The organism is Chitinophaga flava, from assembly GCF_003308995.1.
Taxonomy (GTDB): Bacteria; Bacteroidota; Bacteroidia; order Chitinophagales; family Chitinophagaceae; genus Chitinophaga; species Chitinophaga flava.
This window is the reverse complement of sequence record NZ_QFFJ01000002.1, coordinates 1,535,768-1,555,541: the sequence shown is the minus strand read 5'-3', so window position 1 is coordinate 1,555,541 and position 19,774 is coordinate 1,535,768. Positions and strand designations below refer to the sequence as shown.

Below are 19,774 nucleotides of genomic sequence, written 5' to 3'. Positions count from 1 at the left end.
AAAAGGAAAAACACTGATTTTTTATTTTGATGAAGGAGTGGGGTCCTATTTTACCATGGGCTTTCTTCGCCATTTCTATCGTTACTGAAATACTTGCCGGTGGGGCCGTCTGCCTCCAGCATGGCAAACCGCGCCAGTAATGCAGCAGCGTTTTCAACAGAGCCGGTACCGGAATGATTATTAAAATCGGTGGCCGTATACCCAGGATCAACTGCATTCACTTTGAACGGAGTATCCCTCAGTTCGTAGGCCAATGCCAGCGTATAGGCGTTCAGGGCAGTTTTGGAAGGGCCATACGCGGCTGATTTTACCGGATAATACACCCATGCGGGATCGCTGTGCAAAGTCAGTGAAGCCAGTCCGGATGTAACATTGACGATCCTTGGCTGTTCAGCTGCCTTCAACAGGTCCATAAATACCTGCGTTACATTGATGACACCAAAAAAATTCGTTTCAAATACTTCGCGGATAAACGCCTGGGGCGCTGTGGAAGGAGTTTGTGGTAACTGGCCTCTGATGCCGGCGTTGTTAATCAGCACATCCAGTTGAGAAGTGGTACGGCCTATCTGTTCCCGGGCTTCGATAATGGAATCCATATTAGTCACATCCAGCGGAATCACTGCTATATTGGTGTTACCCAGCTGTGCGGCCGCTTCCGCCCCTTTTGCGGCATCACGGCAAGCGATATATACGAAATAACCTGCGTTCAGTAATTGTCTGGCTGTCTCAAAACCTATGCCCTTGTTGGCTCCTGTAATCAATGCTTTTTTCATCGGATCTGTATGATTTAATGTTACAGCACAAAATTACCTACACGCTGGCAGTTGAAACAGCACACATTACGGGATCAATGGTACATTTTCCGGGTGGTGTTACGGAAGGCCTGCGGGGTTTCGTTGGAACCGCGTTTAAAGAAACGGTTAAAATAGGAAGCATCTTCAAAACCCAATGCGAAGGCGATCTCCTTGATGGAATGATCGGTATGGAAAAGCAGGCGTCTGGCTTCCAGCAGCAAACGCGCATGAATATGCCCTATTGCTGGTTTCCCACTCTGCTGGCGTATCACATCACCCAGGTGGCCCGCTGTGATATTCAACAGGTCTGCATAAGCAGCCACTTCATGATGGATGGTATAGTTTGTTTCTATCAGGTCCAGGAATTTCTTCAGCAGTATACGGTCTGGTTTATTCTCTTCTGCAGTAAATTTTTCGGTATATAACCTGCTGAGATAAATCAGTAATACATGCAGGTATGCCTGCAACATGCTGTTGTACCAGTCTGGCTGCTGCAGGTACTCCTCTGCCATCCTCCGCATCGTATCCCGGATATAGGCCACCTCTGTTGGCTGCAGCAGCATCTCATGTCCATTACTCGGATTTTGCAGGATGGGCAGCTTCCTTATAGGCTGGTGCGCAGCGGCAGCCAGAAAAGCATCCGTAAAACAAAGCACGATGCCACGCATGGGCACTGCATGTTCTTTCACATGTACCTGCTGTGGGGCCGTAAAATAAAAAGTATCCGGCTTCAGTGTATAAGGCTGCATATCCACCCAGTGTTTGCTGCTACCCTCTTCCACAAGCACCAGCATATAAAAGTCTTTCCGGTGAGGAGCCATAAAAAAAGACGGATGTTCTTTGTGTCCTTCACCAACAAGACGAATATCAAAAAGATTATTCCTGCCGCCTGATTGCTCCAGCGAATATTTTGGAATAACGGAAGAGGATAACGATGTGTGCATATCACAAATGTAACATTTGTTTCATACAAGGCACCCTGCTAAACAATTCTACCCGGATAAATACCCGTAAAAACACCTGATTTAAATTCAGGTGATTCAGCGCAGAAAAATGGTTGGCAACAGCGCGTTCTTTGTACTGTCAGAACGAACTGACAGGCGGATGCTGAAAAGCCGGAACAGAGTAGGCAGTAATCTTTAATACTTATTTTATGATAGACGACAATCAATCACAGGAATTACGGGCCAAGCTTGCGGATGAAACCCGCGATCAATCTGATTCTCTCTCCAAACGGATATTCCCGGTCAATGAAATCTTCAGGTTTTATAGTTTTCCTATTACCCAAAAAGTAGCGGATAATTTACTTGGATACTGGAATCAGTATAAGAGTAATACCATGAAGCTCGATGAATGTCATGACAAGCATGCCGATGATCTGGAGGAGATGGCTAACAATGTGATGGACCCTCAGGAGACAGTGCCCAACAAATTATTCATTTCCTGGGTTTGCAAAAGATCAGCAAATTTCAACCGGGAAATAGCCTATTTGCAACGGCAATATGATATCATGAATGATCCAATTTTCGGCCGTTCCTTTGAATCCTACGATTTTGGCGAGTCTTTCAAAGGTCTTGTTACTCCTTTGTTCAACACTTTCAGTGCCGATAAATAATTAAATCCACCAGGATGTTACAGCCCCTTTACATCTGTCAGGGGCTTATTCCACCTTTAAAAATCCCATCATATGCCAACTACTATTCCCTACGATCCTTCGTTGGTACTGGGCAGTATTGTACATAGCGAAGTACTTAAAAACCTGCAGGAGCTGAGTGCAGTACAGGCTCCTATTGATGCGGCACAGGATAGCCTCAACAGCCTCATCTCTGTTCGCCGCAGCCTGGACATGACCGTTCAGGAACTGACTAATCTCAACGTGGATGCTACTGATATTATTGGTGAAATATCTACACTGAATACACAAATTGCCAATGCCGGCAAGGACTACGCCAAATCCTGGGTAGATAATATTGCCAAAATCAAGGAACTGAAAGGCAAACAACAGGCTGTTCATGTGGAATATGAAAGCCCGGTTGACTTCAACCGTACTCAGATCAAAAACATGGCACTTTCTGCAGATTCATTGAAACTGGAAGCCCAGTATTTTTCTTTTGATGAAAATATGCAGTCTGCGCAAAGCACTGTCTCTGCCATTAAAAGTTTTATCAGCGACTCTACCAATGTGCTGGGTGATAATTTCTCCGGTCAGGCTTCCGAAGCCGTCAGCAGCCAGGTGAGCAGTCAGCTGGAACGCCACGACATCAGTGGCACCCTTGTCATCAGTGCTACTTGTACACATAAAGATGCAGCATTGCTGGCGCCGTTGATACTGGACGTAGACAAAGGCATACGGGTTTGGAACAAGATATTCACAGATGACGAAAACAAGATCAAAACGGACAGCATAGCCAATATGCAGGGGATTGCAATGGCTTCCGGCACAGAAGAAGAAAAATCCATCAACATCATCTCCGGTGCTACTTATGGTTCCTGCTTCATCGGTATGGTACATGTGTTGAATACCACTTCTACTCAGTCCAGTCAATCCATGACTTCCATCGCTGCCAGTATGCAGGCACAATGGCAGGTGGCTGGCTGGATTGCCAATGAAACCGGAGGCTTTGGAGCAGATTCTTCTTTCTCCAATGACATCAAAAATATGCTGAGTGCGCAAAATATCACTTCTCATGTCAGCCTGGTGACAATGGGGGTCATTCCTTCCATTAAATCCAATGAAGTGCAGGCTGCTGTAAAACAGTTCTCCAAATTCAGTCCGGATGACATGATGAACAGCCTGGCCTCCCTCGCCAATGCTACCACTGCAGACAATGCCTCTGTGGCACAATCCGCCAGCACAGCTCAAACCGGCGCCCGGATGCAGGCCATGAAAGCATCTACTATCAACAGCGTCATGTCCGGCCTCTCCACCATCGATGAAGCTAAAAACAAAATGCTGGACGTCAACTCTATGATGACTGCTTTTGAAGATTACGTAACCAAATGTATAGCCGGCAAAATAGGCGTACCCATCAACTATTATCTCAAACCCATCACCCGATCACAGTTGGCAGAAATGTGGGTATCCAAATATTACCCCAACAAATACTTGTCCATCTCCGGTGATGACAGTACCACATCCGGTGGCACCAGCACCAGTACCAGCACTAGCGCCAAAACCAGCTAACCCCTACTGTTATGACAATTCCATTCCTTTTTTTACCAGCAACAGCAGCCATTATACTGGTCATACTGCTTATCACCCAAATAACTACTACCACCCGGTATAAAAAACGTATGCGGGAATTCATCGGATGGCTGCAGCTGGTCAGGAAATGGTGTAACAGACAGTATCTCCGGATGCAACAGTGCCGGGAGCAGCTGGAGATAAAGAACAGAGAAACATTACAAACTGATTTTCTCTGTTCCCAATCTCTGCTGCTCCCCGAACTGCAGGACCACAACATACTCCGGAAACACAGCCTTGCCTTAAAGCCGGCGACCATCAAAAAAATACTGCGGATACGGGACCAGACCATGATCCAACAGTACCGGCTATACGATTTCTGGTCGTATTATTCAGCAGAATGCCAAACGCTGAAAACACAGTACTTTAACAGTATCTCTGCCCTATGCGGAATAAACGATCAGCTGAGACAACACTTCAACGGGAAACCCACAGACAACAGTCCTGCCGGATCATGGATACAGGAATACTGCAGCATCTTCTCCGAATGGTCTGACAAAGGAGCACATAAAGACGAGGCCACCGTTTACAATATGATCATTGTAAAAGTGATACAGCTGAACCGGCAGCATGCCAACATACCTTTCACTGCGCTTACCAACGAACATTCCTTAAAGTGCCAGTTAGCCTATCAGCATTTACAACAACTCGACAGCCTGCTCGGAAACAGGTTACAGGATTATGCCTACAGCTGCAAACTGGCGGCTAGAACGATAGGTGTGCTTTGCCCCAAGACACGGACTATCAAAATAGTTCACCCATACAAGCCACTTCCGTCAAACAATCCTATCAAAAACTTTCTCTATACACACAAAAAAGCCATATACCGCCTGGTACTGATAAAAGCAACATTGGCACTCCTACTGATACTACTCACCACTTTGCGGAGCAATCAAACTGCCACCAGGAACAGCACCGCTATTGGTAATATCCTTGAAGAAAGCATGATTAAAAGTGATGACCAGCTGATAGAAGAAGCCATACCACTGCTGCTCACCAAACCCGTTACCACCGTGTATGGCCTGGATATTTCAAGATACCAGGGGAAACTGCTCAATGAAATGGACAGTCTCGACACTTTCCACTTTCTGATATTCAAAGCCACTGAAGGGAATGAATATACCGATCCCGATTTTAACTCAAACTGGAAAACAGCCCGGCAAAAGGGTATCGCCTGTGGTGCCTATCATTTTTTTCATAACAATGTTGACCCTGTGCTGCAGGCACGGCACTTTCTGGCCACGCTGCCCCAACTCGGACAATGGGACATGCCACCAATTGTAGACATTGAACAGGGCAGTTTAAAAGCAGCAACAGACATCCCTACATTAAATAAAAATCTGCTTATTTTTCTTAATTATGTGGAAAACAAAACAGGCAGAAAACCTGTGATCTATACGGGGCTGGCCTTTGCAGATGAATATCTCATCAATCCGGACCTCTCCGTTTATTCCCTTTGGCTGGCCGAATACAATGGAAAAACGCAGCCGGAGCTGCCACATTTATGGAAAGAGAAAGGATATATATTCTGGCAAAAAAAAGATACTTACCGGATTGATTCGAAAAATACGGATTTTGATGTCTTTAATGGAGATATGGCGGCGTTTCATCAATTCCTGCATCAAAGCAGCTCACATAAACCTTTCAGCCGATTTCAGGGAACTGCCGGATACTGACAACAGCTGTGTCCCTGATCCCGGAGACACAGCTGTTGTAAAACAATTTATGGTTTGGCCCAGAAAAGGTCCGGGTTGTTGGTTACATTGGTAATATAGGTAACCTTCTTTTTACTTTCCCATTTCTCGCCCTGTTGATTAAGCGCATCGAGTGGCACCAGCTCTATATAGGAGATTTGTTTACCAGCAACAGTTGTTTCTGTATCATACATACTGCCTACAGGACATTCCAGGCGATAGAGGTTTTTGGCCATATAATTATCCAGATACGTTTCTTTGGTTTGTGAATTCTTCTTGTTCCAGTTGGCATCTGGATTCAGGATCAGTGTCTGACCGCTGATCAGCCGCTCCCGTACTTCTCTCAGTCCCAGCATTTCACCTTTTTCATTCATGACATATGCATTAAAGGTTGGGTCCATCCAGACCCATTTTTTCAGTTCTTCTGAGTAGACCATGTTGATAACATGACAGTCATTAAACTTCAGTTCTTTGGGCATACAGGTTACAAAACGGGATTTGAAGCCCATCGCCAGATAACATTCATTCAGTACGGTAGCCATCATGCGGCAGTTGAAACCTCTGTTTTCTTTCTCGCAGATACTGATAATATCGATAGCATTCCTTAGGGTGGGATTATCGCTGCCGCCATCATGCCGGATGATATTATGCACCCATTGCATCAGGTTGATCATTTGGGAGATTTCGTTACCGGTGCCGGCGATGGAATCCAGTTTAAGATCGTGCCGGATACGCTTTAAGGCTGTATCACTGGCTGGCTGATAGGTGAAGGCAGGCAGCTCTCTTTTGTCGTTATTGTTATATTGTTTAGCCTTCTTTAATATCTCCAGCCGGGATGGCTCATACCGGACCCTTGTCAGGGCAGAGTCTTTACCATTCAGCAGGATATAGAAGTCCTGGGGACGGTCTGGCTTTACAGTGATTGAAATGGAATCCACATCCGTATAGAAAGTCACCCTTTTTGCGGTTGTAGGATAGATATCGGGTTTGGTTGCTGGTTCAATGGTCCAGGCATTCTTTCTAAAGTTGGGTCCATCCTTAATGCTGACTGTTGTTGACGTGGCGCGGATAACAGGTAGTTTCTGCTGGGCAAATACAGTACAAACAGGTAAGATTCCCAAAAGGGCGAGTACAGTTGATAATTTCATATGCATATCGATTTTAACGCGGACAATACATTATTCTCTAAAGACGACTGAGGCAGATAAAAGTTGCATTCACTTTCTATTTATTTTTCAAACTGATTTGAAACACTAAACATATTATAAAAATAAACATATTCAACAATCATTAACAACCGGGTGTAAAAGATAAGAAACAACATATAATGTTGACGGGCTGATGCTAAGATCCTCTAAAATATCCCGGAAATGGTTGATGCTCATATATGGTGGCATCGGAATACTTTTTATACTGGCTACGGCAAATGTTATTTTAAACCGGATCATTCAGCATCAGGTCAGTGAAAAACTGCATCATCTTTCCCCTGAGCTAAAAGTCAATTTTTCATCCATCAAAAGTAATCTTCTTACTTCATCCCTTTCATTGAACAATCTTACCATAGATTATATCCCGGACAGTAACAAGCTGCAACATCAGCATTCCTTTCATTTTGTAACAGTAGAACTGAATGGGGTCAATTTTCTGCTGATGCTGTTTCGCCGGACACTTTCCATCAACAATGTAAAACTCAGTAATGGAGAAGTGAATCTGGACCGGTTCTTAATGAATAAAAAAGATACTGCACAAAAGCATCTGTTTGCGCAGGCGCCTTTCAAAAGTATATCGGTCAACCATTTTGAACTAACCCCTATCCATATATGGGAACATACTGATCAGGACAATAAGCTACTGTTAAAGGGAAAAATTGGTATTGATGATATCAATATAAATGATGTAAAGAAAACATTCACTACCGATAACTTTCATTTCGGTGCTATCAAATGCAGTTTATCCGAAATCAATTACGCCATACCGAATGCTTATCATACGCTGATGATAAAGCAGTTAACCATAGATAGCCCCCGGGGAATACTCGAGATCAATTCCTTCAAACTGATACCACAATACAATAAATCAGACTTTTTCAGGAAAACAGACAACCAGCCCTTATACATTGAGTCAAACATTGCTAACATATCCATCCAAAAACCGGATATCCGGAAATTGTTTGATAAAAAGCTGGAGGCCGAAAAAGTAATTTTTAATAACCCTGCTTTTAACATCTATACTGAAACTATGGAGGCAAAAGCGCTATCCCGGTCTTTTCTTTTTATTGATCTAAAACAAATTCTTTTAGCTGTACGAACAGATTTATTCAGGATGCATCACGCTTCCATCGCTTATGAAGAAACAACAGGAGCCCAATTAAAACTAGATGGTAATACTGAAATGGATAAAGTAAGAATCAATATAACAGATAGTCTTTTCAGCAATAATGACATTCATTTTAAAACGCTCACCTGTGCCCTATCCGATATTCATGCAGTTATTCCCGGCACCTATCAGAACATTCAAATAAACAAACTGGATATTGATCATAAAGGAACACTGCAAGCTACTTCGCTGAAGATTAGCCCGCAATACGACAAGTTGGGGATGGGACAGAAAGCAGGACACCAGATAGATGTTGTTGATGCTACCATTTCCGGCGTCACTATCACCAAACTGGATATCATCAAGTGCTTTCAACAAAAAATAATAGCGGAACAAATATGGATAAATGGAAGCAATATCAATATTTTCCGGGACAGAAGATTACCTCGTATATCACAATACAAACCGTTACCGGTTGCATTTCTGAAGACTATTCCGATTCACATCAGGGTACATCATTTCAAGGTGACTGAGTCAACGCTGTTGTATGAAGAATTTCCCAAAGACGGATTACAAACCGGTTTGCTGAAGATTGAAAAACTTCAGCTTTCCCTATCCCCGCTTATCAGCCATCCCGGCCCATCCGATCCGGATCATATGGACTTGAATATGGAAGGTTCTATAATGGGATCAGGAACAATCAAGGCGTCTGTTTATTTACCATTTAATCCTGGTAAAGATTATTCTGTCAGCGGAGCAATTGACAATTTAGATCTTACCAGCTTAAATTCATCCGCAGAAAATCTTGGTAAATTTCATATTGAATCCGGGCTGCTTAATAACTTGTCATTTCAATTCAGTCTCAATGATGAAAAGGCCAGTGGAAAAGTTGAAGGAGAATACCATAACCTTGTTGTGGACAAATTAAAAGGGCAGCAAAAAAAAATAGCAAAGTTTCCATCCTTCATGCTGAAAAATGTGATCATTCCTAAGAATAAGGATAAATCAATGCCTGTGGACCGTCGTACAGGTATTATAGATTATAAGTTTGATCATACTCGTTTTATTTCCTTCTATCTTTTGAGGTCTTTGTTATCCGGTATAGAAGCAAGTTTTACATTCGGTTTTCTTCTTCCCAAGTAACCATTTGTAGTTTCAATCAGTGGCCCTGATCGGGCCACTGATTGAAATTTATCATTCCGAAATTCCAATGGCAGCTCCACTGTCCTCGTGCCTTTCCCAATTAGATATTTCCCCAAACAGACCATCCGCTGGTACTTATCCAGTAAGTACTGGTTATGACAGTGCCGTTGACAGCAAAAGCATCGATATAGTTAGGTGCACGGGAAGTGGCTGCAGGGATCGCGTTGATAGGTCCACCAAGGTTTACAGAAGATGACCAGCCGGTTGTACTTGTCCAGCTGAAACTTACCAGGGCATTGTTGTCTCTGGCAAAAACCTGCAGATTGTTTGCATCCCTGGCCACAACAACAGGATCAGACGAGAGCGAGCCTCCCAGATCACTCCAGGCACCCCAACCGGTGCTTCCCTGCCAGTCAAGTGTAACCAGGCTGTTAGTAGTACTTTTAGCAAAGACGTTCAACAGCTGTGGTGCTCTGGAATTAACAGCCGGCGCGCCGGCAATATTACCGCCCAGATTGTTCCATACCGACCATCCACCGCTGGTGGACCAACTTATATGAGTCAGGTTATTACCTGTGGTCTGGGCAAAAACATGCAGGTTATTGGCGTCTCTGGAGGCCACTGCCGGCTGTGATGTAAGATTGCCACCCAGGTCTTCCCAGGCCGACCATCCGCCGGTACTGGTCCAGGTTCTGGCAACCAGGGTATTACTGGCGCTTCTCACAAAAACACTGATCACACCGGATGTCCTGGAATTCACTACCGGCGCATCGGCAATATTACCGCCCAGGTCTTCCCAGGTTCCCCATCCTTTTAATGAGGTCCAGGAAATGTGCAGCAGATTATTGGAAGGCCCTTTGGCAAAAACATCCATAAAACCGGGCATCCTCGATACAGCAGCAGGAAGAGAGGAGATAGGCCCGAGCAGCTGCCAGTGAGACCATCTACCGCTGCTATTCCAGGATTTATGCATCAGGTTACTGGCAGGCCCCAGCACAAAAACACTCATATTATTGGCATCCCTGGAAATAGCTACAGGCGGGGAATAACAAGGTGTTGCATGGGGAATACGATACAAATATTCCAATGCAATACGATCATTGGCATTAAAGCTGCCTGTGGTATCGCCAGCGGTACTCAGGCCGTAACATGTCAGCATATAAGAGCCCGAGTCCGGGCCGGTGGGTGTACCGGGAATGTATATAGGACCAGACCCTTCCACAACACCAGTAGGACAACTATAGGTGGGATTCAACCAGTCTGTATGCCGTAACCCAATAGCATGACCAATCTCATGTTCCACCACATGCCGTATAAAATTCACGTTATTACCCAATTGGGGTGAACAGGTACTGATGGTGATAGTCGGATATGGGCTACCGTTACTGGGGAGTCCGGAAAGGCCCAGTTGACCGGTACTTATACAGGAACCCTGTACGGTAATATTCGCTGTAGTGGTGGTCACATACATAAACTTCAGGTCGAGGTCGAGCGCATTGTAATTATCTACCGCCTGCCGTACCGCTGTCACAAAAGGAGGGTTGAGCCCAACAGTACGCACCGTCAGCGTGCGTGGTAAACCAGTTACCAATTGCGCGGCCCTGTATTGTTCCACCTCCGCAATTTTAAGAGAGACACTAGCCGGGTTCAGATCACGTTCATACAACAGGATATCCTGCTCTACAAGATAACCACTATCGATACGTTGTACACCTTTGATACTGAAGCCTGCCGCCTTGATACGATCAAGAACAGAAGCCGGAACAGGACCGGTATTATTGTCCTGTGCAGGATGTTCCTTCCTGCAGGAAATACTTAAACATAGGAAAAGACAGCATAGGAAAAGAAAAAATTTGTTGAGCATAGATGACAGATTTTTTAAGCTACATCAAACAATAAGGAATACAGAGCCAGGCTTTCGGGGAAGGGTAATACCGTGGGGATGCGGTATCTGTGCCATAGAATAGTTTACCGGATGGTAACGTAAATATATATACGAATGCTGCTGTGTCACAGCCGGCAAAGGGAAAATAGTTGATTTGCAGACCTGCAATTTTATGACAGGAGAACTTTCGTAAATTCAACAGCCGACTTTTATATACAAAAGACTAAAAAATCAACCTATATGAAAAAATTACTGGTACTGATAGCAATACTCTTTTTCTTTTCAATAAGCTATACATTTTCGCAGTCCATTATTGTGAATCCCAATGGAACACATTCAGTTGTAGTTGGCTCCGGCAGCGTCAGAACTGCAATTAATTCTGATGGAACGCATTCAACTGTAATCGGCCATGGCCGCATTAAAACTATTATAAATCCTAATGGAACACATTCAACTTTAGTTAACCATGGTACAATTGGAACTGTTGTAAATCCCAATAACACCCATTCAACTTCATTCAAAAAAAATACTATCAGAACTTTTGACAGTTCTGACAGGCGTTCATCAATGAAAATTTACCGCGGCAGAAAAATATTCAAAAATAAGAACAAATCAGTATTTGGCTTTTCCTTACAGGAGAACTAACATGCCAACTATTCAAGAGAGGAATCATCTGTAACCAGGAAGCCATTACTTCTCTTTACTTTTATCCTTCTATCCCATTCTTAACTATTTACTAACATTAGTTTCGTTTTTTTGCGGTGGACTTGTAAACATGCATTCTAATCAACCGCACAATAATAACTATTCCAACCCTGCCACCGGAGATACCGGGAGATTGGGCCCATCCCTCCAGCAGGATTCCACTGCCGAAAGGTTCAATCAGATTTTTCTGGCTACCAAAGACAGGATGTATCAGTTTGTAAAAAAGCTCACACAAGATGAATCAGATACAAAGGATATTGTACAGGACTGTTATGTCAGCCTTTGGCAAAAAATAAATGAGGTAGACATGGAGCAGGATATATTGCCGCTATTGTTTACGTACGCCCGTCACCGTGTGATCGATTATCTCCGTAAAAACACGAGCCGCAAGCAGCTCCTGCAGGAATGGCAACAGGAACAGATCAGCGAGATCCCCCAGGAACAGCTACTCGATTATAAAGAACGGCAGCTACAGTTACAGGTTTCTATCAACCAACTGCCATCCCACAGAAAAAGGATCTTCACCATGGTGAAGCAAGAGGGATTTTCGCACAAGGAAGTAGCCCAACAGCTGGGCATTTCCGCCGCTACCGTAAAGAAACAAATAGGTCTTTCTCTCAAGTTTCTCAAAGAGCAGCTACCCCGCTGACGCCTGCAATGTTACCAAAATGTTAACTCCCACTTCCCGCTTACTCCCTTCTCATCGCACATACGTGATATAGGCAACCATCAAAATAAAAGTTTGTCATAATGGCCATAGACCGAACACTACTGGACCGTTTCATTCATCATCAATGTACGCCTGAAGAAACGGAACAGGTATCCCGGTTGCTGCAGGAATCACCACATTTGCTGGATGACTACCTGCAGGAAATGTGGGAAGAAGAAGTGACCGTACAGATGCCGGATAAAATGGCGCAGGCAATTGCAGCACACCTGCAAACCGGTGCTGGCGCCGTTACGCCGGAAGTAAGCAGGAAGAGACACTGGATAGGCTGGGCTGCTGCTGCCGCCGCTGCCGTGTTGTTGTTTCTCTGTGTAGGCGGGTGGATATTTCAACAAGGACGCCATACACCACCCAATAACCTGCTGGTAGTGGCTACCGCGGGAAAAAATTACCGGCTCGTATTGCCGGATAACAGTACAGTATGGCTGAAAGCCAATACCCGATTGGAATTTGATACCATCCACTTTGGTAAGTCATCCCGTACTATCACGTTGTTAAATGGAGAAGCTTTTTTTGATATTCAACAAGATGCTGCACATCCTTTTGTGGTAGTGAGTGGCGCCGTGCAAACCCGTGTATTGGGTACCGCCTTTAGTGTACGTCATACGTCGACAAAAGAAATACTGGTGACGGTAGCTGCCGGAAAGGTAGCCGTAGATCATCATCAGCAGCAGCTGGATGTATTGCTTCCTGGTAAACAAATTACGGTCAACCAGCAAACAGGCCACTTTTCGGAGCAGCAGGTACCTGTCTGGCTGGCTGCTGCCTGGAAAGAATCCCAGTTACAACTGGATAACGCCAGTTTTGCAGACCTGAAAACGGCCATGGAAATCATGTATGGCGTTCATTTGGAAACCACCAGGGACAAGGTACGCCGCCAAACATACAACATCCTGATGAACAGGTACATGCCACCCAGGGAGGTGGTGCATGCATTGGGACAGCTGAACAGATTAGCTTATAAACAGTTGAACGATACTACTTTCTTAATCTATTAAATAAAAAATGCAGGAAAACTTTACTACCAGTAAAAAATAAAAAAGACGTCTGTTGACGCAGACGTCCCCGAACAAAGCTTGCAACAGGATTGCAGCCTGTTGCATTGTCGCTCTCTTTACTATTAAAACAAAGATCAAAATTATGAAAAAAAATGTTCTTAAACGCTTGCGTTTAAGTGGCACTGTATTGTCATGGATACTGCTACTGCTGGTAGCACCGGTGACGAACACGTTTGCACAAAACCGGTTACACAACAAAGTAACCATAACCTTTAACAAACAACCGCTGGGAAAGGCTTTACAACAATTACAGGAACAATCTAAAAGTTACTTTGCATTTATTCCGGCAGATGTACAACGATACAATGTATCCGCCTCCACTTTTACCCAAACACCACTTTCAGAGATATTACGGGCACTCTTAAAGAATACCACACTAACATTTAAGGAAGAAGGTAATTATATCATCATCGCCCCCGCCAAACCAGTAGCAGACAATGATGCCGGAAAGGGCGAAGGGCAGGTCCGCGGACGTGTAGTGGACTTTGAAACATCCCAGCCACTGCCCGGTGCAACAGTATTAATCAGTGGTAGTAAGACCGGTACCCAAAGTAATGAGAAGGGCTTTTATGAGTTAAAGCATCTGGCCTCCGGTAAATATACCCTGGAGATACGCTATATCGGCTATTCCCCGACGGTTTTAAACAACGTAAGCATCCAGGCCGGAAAGGAAGTAGTACTGGATGTAAAAATGGAGATCTCCAACAAACTAAACGAAGTGGTGATAGGTGCAGGTCCGCGTAAGGTAAAGTCTGTCACACATAGCACAGAAGCGCAACTCATCGATGAAATACACCGTGCTACCGGCGTAGTATCCGGTATCTCCAGTGAGCTGATTACAAAAACGGCCGATAGAAATGCCGCCGAAATTGTAAAAAGAATTTCCGGGGTGACCGTGGTAGACGACCGTTTTATTGTGGTACGCGGTATGAACGAACGTTATAATCTTACCTTTCTGAATAATAGTCTGGCTCCTTCTACGGAGCTGTATAGTAAGGCATTTGCGTATGACCTGCTGCCTAGTAGTGTTATAGATAAGATCCTGGTGTATAAGTCACCCGTGGCAGATCTCGTGGCAGATTATGCCGGCGCCGCTGTGAAAATCACTACTAAAAATGCCATGCCGCTGAAACACTTTGATATGGGCCTGCAATTGGCCCATCGCGAAGGTGCTACATTCAAGAACAGCATTAGCTATAACGGTGGGAAATATGATGTGCTGGGATTTGATGACGGGGGACGTAAGCTACCCTCTTTCTCCCCTGGTATTTTTGAAAGCAACCGGCAGGTAACAAATGTAAAAGAGTCACGCTGGCTATCAGAGATGTCGCCTGCACTGGATTATGGTACCCATTATAGTTTACCGGATATGCAGCTGTTTGCCAATTACTACAACAGCTGGAAGGTAGGTAACGCGAAATTATATGATCTCACTGCCTTTACCTATACCAAAGAAACGGTCGGATATGATTTCCATCTTCAAAAAGGTAATACGGACCAGCCCTATATCGGTCAAGGGAACGGCAATGCAGGCGGCAGCTTACTGGATAATAACAAAATCGGTAACGGTCAGCAGTCTTCCGAAAATGCCAAGATCAATATCCTGGAAAATCTTACACTGAAACTAAACGACCGGCATCAGTTGTTTTTCCGTAACTTTTTTGTGAATGATGGCCGCCGCTTTACCAGTGTTAATACCATCCGCCCTAATCAGCCTAAAGGAATCGGTTTAAATATTAATGAATACCGCTCCAGAGATATTGTACTTTCATTCCAGCAAAGGACCTTATATGCCGGTCATCTGGGAGGATCGCACCTGCTTGGGGGAAAAAAACAGCATACGCTGGAGTGGAATGCCGGCTATACCTATGATCTGCAAAACTTGCCGGACCAGCGCCTAATCCACCTCTATGACAACTCACTGGTAGATGATACCACCTGGCGGGCGGTTCAAACTAATTATCTGGGAATAATCAGCCGTTTGTATATCAAAAACCTGGAACAGATTTACAATGGAGCAGTAGATTATACCTACCAGGTTCAACCCGGTCTTTCATTCAAGGCAGGTACCTACAATATGTTTAAAATAAGACAAGTAGGACGCCGGTTCTTTCGGGTAAACAGGGCCGGCCTCACCAACGATCAATTTCTGCCTGCCCGCCAGGATGATCTGGGTTGGTACAATGACCATGGTAATATTAGTCCTGAACTGCTTCGTTTCAGTCAACAGGATTTGCCCAATGTATGGAGCTCCACCTATTTTAAGGATGACAACACCGGCCTCGCCATCTATGATGCTACCAGTCCCGTAGATGCCTATGTAGGCAGTGAAGAATATCATGCAGGCTACCTGATGGGCGATTGGAAAACAGCGAGAGAAAAATTAGTGCTGAATGGCGGTTTGCGCCTGGAATACGACCGTCAAAGGCTATCTGGCGCCAGAGAAGGATACAATGGCCCCACCAGCTTGCAACCCATTTATGTGAATCGCGATAAAACAGTATTGCTGCCATCTGTGAATATCAGCTATCTCCCCAGCTCCTCATTGGTATTCCGTGGTAGTTACGGCCGTACGGTCAACAGACCCGACTTCCGCGAGATGACGCCCTATACTGATTTCGACTTCCAGAACAATGAAAATATAATGGGTTACCCACGTATCGTAACCGCTGTCATAGACAACTATGATATACGGGCAGAGCTATACCCTAAAAAGAATAAAAACGAAGTGCTGAATGTGGGCTTCTTTTATAAACACCTGCAAAACCCGATTGAGCGTATGCGCAGGGAAACGTCTGCATCAGATTATGGTAGTTTTTTAAATTTTACCAATATCACCTATATCAATTCTGTGAGTGCAGATATTTATGGAGTAGAAGCAGAAATAAAGAAAAGCCTGTCTTTTATCGGCGGAAATCTCTTCCGTCATTTTTCCGTAGTGCTGAATGGATCACTGTTAAAGAGCAGTACGGTTACCCATGGCTTTAATACGGTTTATGTTGTGGATAGTATCCATAAAAAAGGAGAGCCATTGCAGGGCCAATCTCCTTATGTAGTCAATGCGGGTCTGTTTTATGAAAATCCTTCAATTGGTACCAAGGCTTCATTGGTATATAACGTCAGCGGCCCTCGTATCTATGCAAAGAGCCAGCGAACCAAAGAAGATACCCTCTGGCAGGATAGCTATATCCGCCCTGATCTGTTACAATTACCTATGCATCTGCTGGACCTGTCTGTTACCCAGCGTATCGTGAAATCATTACAGGTAAAATTCAGTGTGCAAAACCTGCTGGATCAAAGTTATCGTATTGTGGAAGACCTGAACTACAATCAGCGGTATGATGCAGAGAAACCGGTGGAAAAACCAGATGGTAAAATACTGATGGAAGGGGATAATATCTATAAAAGATACAAGCCCGGCCGATACTGGTTGCTGCAGTTTACTTATTCATTTTAAAAAAGAAATACCATGATCGTTTATATACGGAAAAAATTTTTACTGCCATTGCTCGCTTTTTGCCTGTTGGCAGGCAGCCTGTTGCCAGCTTGCAATAAAGAGATAACGCCGCTGCCCGAGCCTGAAAGAGGAAATATATTTTTCTATAATGCCTCTGGCGCTTTGCTGGGAGAACTGACATCGCCCAACAGGAGAAAGGCCAATTTTATACTGATTGATAGCCAGGATAGCAATTATGTCTGGGATGCAGACCACGTTTCCAAACATCCGTATTTCGATGGCCGTTATATTACTTCCTACCCGCAGATCATCAACGACTGGCCTACTTTCTTTCCTATGCAAACAGGAACGCATACACTGAGATTGACAGATAGCTCAGGAACAATTCTCACTACCGATAATATAATAATAGACAAGAAAAACCAGGCACTCGTGTTTTATGGAGACAGTTGCGGTATTTTTCGCAGTCTGGTGACAACGGATATTTTTACGCCAACTGATAGTCAGATCGGCATGCGACTGATTAACCTGAGCCCAGGAGATGGAAAATATTTCCTCACTATCAATAAAAAAATTCCGGCAGAGCTGCCAGCAGCTACACATTATGGTGATCATACCGGTTTTGTTCCGATGAATATCATCCGGCAGGATACCTTCTCCATAAAAGTTTTTTCTACGTCAGACAGCAGCAATGCCCTGTCCAGAACATCGCTTATAGTTGCTCCCGGTCATGCCTATACGTTATTAATGAGTGGTTATCCGGATAATCATGCTGCGTCCTACAAAGATCCGCGTACCGGTGAAATGATATACCTCCAAACCACTTTTACTATTAAAGCATTGAAGAATTATTAAACGCTTACAACATGAGAAAGATATTTTCTGTTCATACAACTACGTGGAGTTTTTCCTTCATCGTACTGCTTTTGATGCTGAATGCCTGCCGTAAGGTGGATGAACATAAAACGCTGGTAGAGTCTCAACCCTGGCTGGCAGACCACTATTCCCTGTCTGGCAGGTATGGCATATCCCAATGGAATTATCCATCAACATGGGTAGTAGGCGATACCGGCATATTGATCGGGAAGTTTTTTCTGGAGAAGCCGGGAAGCGAGATCCGGGTGGGTGGTGTGCCGGTGAAATTGGTGGATCATATACAATTAGATCCCAATAATCAATATACGACCGATATTCATCTGGAAACAGTGGATGTGGCACGTTTTATTATCACCAAGGAAATGGGAATAGGACCAGGTCGGCCGATAACCATCACAGCTAATGGAATTACTATCAATGGGGCGCCGCTGTCTATCCAGGACTTTGCGGAAAGTGTGGGCCGTACAGACACTACCCTGTTAGTAGATAAGTTGGCACATTGGGTTCCGGCAAATGCCAGTGTTCTTAACCAAAAAGGTTATGCATTTGTGCGCTCTATACACTGCGACAGAAACGGAAATATATGGTTCGACAATCAGCTGAGTATTAATGAGGTGACCAATGGTCAGGTAAACAGTATTCTGAACGCTGGTGATAAACTGACAGATGCTAATGGAGTAACAATGACCATCAAAGAAGTGCTGGGTAGCGCTATCTCCTTTGATGGCAACACCTTGTTTTTTTCTATAGAAGATGGTGAACCATCAGCTGATGCCGCTGATAATTATATCTTCCGGTTGTGTAAAATGGATGTACCCACCAAAAACATTACTATGCTTAACCGCACACTGGTTCAGAAGAAAGTGGCACCTTTCAAGGGAGATGCAAGCCCATTCCAGGGCAGTGTCGATCGTATGAAGATTGTAGCCATGTACCTGAATACCGATTTGCGGGATAACCTCACCTATACCAATTACTATGCACCGCCCAGCACTACCGATAATCATGCAGGTTGGAAAAGTGACATCAGCAGCGGAACGATCAATATGGAAGTCACCCGCGGCAATCTGGTACTTATCAGCCGGTTGGATGTAGCAGGGAAAGTAACGCCGCTGATGAACGCACCCTATTTCGGAAGTAATAGGCCAGCAATTACCGGACCAGGGATACACGTGGCCAGCAGCTTTTGTTTTGTAGATCCCTCCGGTAAATATGTATACGGAATGGCCAATGTGGAAAGTTGGCGCACATTAATTGTGAAGTATGATGTGCAACAGGAAGATATTATCGCATCCGCCAGGTCTATAGATGGTATTTTCGCTTTCCACTCCTATGATTCAGCGCAAGCCACAAGGGGCGCAGGTCCGATGGATCTTGGCGTTATTGACTGGAGCTCAATGGGCTATTATTTTAATAGTTCGATGGTAATATCAGATGGATCTATTTTGGCTGTATATGGAGGATCTCTATATAATTATGACTTTGAACAACGGACAGTGTACTGTTATGCCGGTGTGGAGAATGCTCTCAGCGGTCCGGCGCCAGGGCAGGATAAGCTCACCGGTAAAGCCAAATGGGTGGACTTCTCCAATGCCGCACTAATAGGACAGGATAAGTCAAATGCAGTATATTACTGCCAGGGAGCGATGACTACCGATGGAATCGATTTTTATAAATTACACTCCCCGGGGAAGTAGATTGCCGTTGATTCTTCTTTGTAGTCGTATTTAATTTTTTGAAAAAAGGACAAATCATCATCAGTATGATTTGTCCTTTTTTGTTTGAAGATAGGATGTTTGATCCCCAAACCGTTTTCCTTCAAAAACTTACCAGACTATTGAAAAAAACGTAAATTCCCCTATAATATCATCCCTA

Annotated in this window: 14 protein-coding genes; 10 read left to right on the top strand and 4 right to left on the bottom strand. The window is 44.3% G+C overall.

Features of this window, described 5'->3' with window-relative positions; all coding sequences use genetic code 11:
• Window positions 1–50: 50 nt before the first annotated feature.
• Both DF182_RS22585 and DF182_RS22580 read right to left on the bottom strand, forming a co-directional pair.
• Window positions 51–773 carry an SDR family NAD(P)-dependent oxidoreductase gene (locus tag DF182_RS22585; RefSeq protein WP_113618055.1) on the bottom strand — a complete coding sequence of 241 codons (723 nt, stop codon included), beginning with the start codon at window positions 771–773 and terminating at the stop codon, window positions 51–53.
• A 74-nt stretch (window positions 774–847) separates the two neighbouring features.
• Entirely contained in the window at window positions 848–1,738 is an 891-nt protein-coding gene (locus tag DF182_RS22580; protein WP_113618054.1) for a helix-turn-helix domain-containing protein, read from the bottom strand.
• A gap of 209 nt (window positions 1,739–1,947) precedes the next feature.
• Here DF182_RS22580 and DF182_RS22575 point away from each other — a divergent pair, with 209 nt between their 5' ends.
• From DF182_RS22575 to DF182_RS22565, 3 genes are all read left to right on the top strand, one after another.
• Window positions 1,948–2,409 carry a hypothetical protein gene (locus DF182_RS22575; protein WP_113618053.1) on the top strand — a complete coding sequence of 154 codons (462 nt, stop codon included), beginning with the start codon at window positions 1,948–1,950 and terminating at the stop codon, window positions 2,407–2,409.
• Window positions 2,410–2,481: 72 nt separating this feature from the next.
• Entirely contained in the window at window positions 2,482–3,978 is a 1,497-nt protein-coding gene (locus DF182_RS22570; RefSeq protein ID WP_113618052.1) for a hypothetical protein, read from the top strand.
• An 11-nt stretch (window positions 3,979–3,989) separates the two neighbouring features.
• Complete coding sequence (locus tag DF182_RS22565; protein ID WP_113618051.1) at window positions 3,990–5,714, top strand: GH25 family lysozyme; 1,725 nt, start codon at window positions 3,990–3,992, stop codon at window positions 5,712–5,714.
• 47 nt (window positions 5,715–5,761) lie between these two features.
• Here the strand turns inward: DF182_RS22565 and DF182_RS22560 are convergent, their stop codons facing one another.
• Entirely contained in the window at window positions 5,762–6,880 is a 1,119-nt protein-coding gene (locus tag DF182_RS22560) for a transglutaminase domain-containing protein (RefSeq protein ID WP_113618050.1), read from the bottom strand.
• Between the two features lie 1,018 nt (window positions 6,881–7,898).
• Here DF182_RS22560 and DF182_RS32465 point away from each other — a divergent pair.
• Window positions 7,899–9,191 carry a DUF748 domain-containing protein gene (locus DF182_RS32465; protein ID WP_161964223.1) on the top strand — a complete coding sequence of 431 codons (1,293 nt, stop codon included), beginning with the start codon at window positions 7,899–7,901 and terminating at the stop codon, window positions 9,189–9,191.
• 100 nt (window positions 9,192–9,291) lie between these two features.
• On the opposite strand, the gene DF182_RS22550 is transcribed toward DF182_RS32465, so the two are convergent.
• Entirely contained in the window at window positions 9,292–11,055 is a 1,764-nt protein-coding gene (locus tag DF182_RS22550; RefSeq protein ID WP_113618048.1) for a M57 family metalloprotease, read from the bottom strand.
• Window positions 11,056–11,316: 261 nt separating this feature from the next.
• On the opposite strand from DF182_RS22550, the gene DF182_RS22545 reads away from it, so the two are divergent.
• The 6 genes from DF182_RS22545 (at window position 11,317) to DF182_RS22520 (ending at window position 19,596) form a co-directional block, all read left to right on the top strand.
• Window positions 11,317–11,721, top strand: coding sequence for a hypothetical protein (locus tag DF182_RS22545; protein ID WP_113618047.1), 405 nt, complete (start codon window positions 11,317–11,319; stop codon window positions 11,719–11,721).
• 130 nt (window positions 11,722–11,851) lie between these two features.
• The gene (locus DF182_RS22540) at window positions 11,852–12,430 is read left to right on the top strand and encodes an RNA polymerase sigma-70 factor (protein ID WP_113618046.1); all 579 of its coding nucleotides are present in this window, start codon (window positions 11,852–11,854) and stop codon (window positions 12,428–12,430) included.
• A 101-nt stretch (window positions 12,431–12,531) separates the two neighbouring features.
• Window positions 12,532–13,506: a FecR family protein gene (locus tag DF182_RS22535; protein WP_113618045.1), complete on the top strand. Its 975-nt coding sequence runs from the start codon at window positions 12,532–12,534 to the stop codon at window positions 13,504–13,506.
• A gap of 142 nt (window positions 13,507–13,648) precedes the next feature.
• Entirely contained in the window at window positions 13,649–17,023 is a 3,375-nt protein-coding gene (locus DF182_RS22530; protein WP_113618044.1) for a TonB-dependent receptor, read from the top strand.
• Window positions 17,024–17,035: 12 nt separating this feature from the next.
• On the top strand, window positions 17,036–17,878 hold the full coding sequence (locus DF182_RS22525) for a hypothetical protein (RefSeq protein WP_113618043.1): 843 nt from the start codon (window positions 17,036–17,038) through the stop codon (window positions 17,876–17,878).
• An 11-nt stretch (window positions 17,879–17,889) separates the two neighbouring features.
• A complete protein-coding gene (locus tag DF182_RS22520; RefSeq protein WP_113618042.1) occupies window positions 17,890–19,596 on the top strand; it encodes a hypothetical protein in 1,707 nt (568 codons plus the stop codon).
• Window positions 19,597–19,774: the final 178 nt, after the last annotated feature.

Bases quoted from the DNA above. Each gene is read 5' to 3' on its own strand.
- DF182_RS22520 (WP_113618042.1), top strand. From the start codon at position 17,890: ATGAGAAAGATATTTTCTGTTCATACAACTACGTGGAGTTTTTCCTTC.
- DF182_RS22585 (WP_113618055.1), bottom strand. From the start codon at position 773: ATGAAAAAAGCATTGATTACAGGAGCCAACAAGGGCATAGGTTTTGAG.
- DF182_RS22525 (WP_113618043.1), top strand. From the start codon at position 17,036: ATGATCGTTTATATACGGAAAAAATTTTTACTGCCATTGCTCGCTTTT.
- DF182_RS22540 (WP_113618046.1), top strand. From the start codon at position 11,852: ATGCATTCTAATCAACCGCACAATAATAACTATTCCAACCCTGCCACC.
- DF182_RS22530 (WP_113618044.1), top strand. From the start codon at position 13,649: ATGAAAAAAAATGTTCTTAAACGCTTGCGTTTAAGTGGCACTGTATTG.
- DF182_RS22560 (WP_113618050.1), bottom strand. From the start codon at position 6,880: ATGAAATTATCAACTGTACTCGCCCTTTTGGGAATCTTACCTGTTTGT.
- DF182_RS22580 (WP_113618054.1), bottom strand. From the start codon at position 1,738: ATGCACACATCGTTATCCTCTTCCGTTATTCCAAAATATTCGCTGGAG.
- DF182_RS22550 (WP_113618048.1), bottom strand. From the start codon at position 11,055: ATGCTCAACAAATTTTTTCTTTTCCTATGCTGTCTTTTCCTATGTTTA.
- DF182_RS22545 (WP_113618047.1), top strand. From the start codon at position 11,317: ATGAAAAAATTACTGGTACTGATAGCAATACTCTTTTTCTTTTCAATA.
- DF182_RS22575 (WP_113618053.1), top strand. From the start codon at position 1,948: ATGATAGACGACAATCAATCACAGGAATTACGGGCCAAGCTTGCGGAT.
- DF182_RS22535 (WP_113618045.1), top strand. From the start codon at position 12,532: ATGGCCATAGACCGAACACTACTGGACCGTTTCATTCATCATCAATGT.
- DF182_RS22565 (WP_113618051.1), top strand. From the start codon at position 3,990: ATGACAATTCCATTCCTTTTTTTACCAGCAACAGCAGCCATTATACTG.
- DF182_RS22570 (WP_113618052.1), top strand. From the start codon at position 2,482: ATGCCAACTACTATTCCCTACGATCCTTCGTTGGTACTGGGCAGTATT.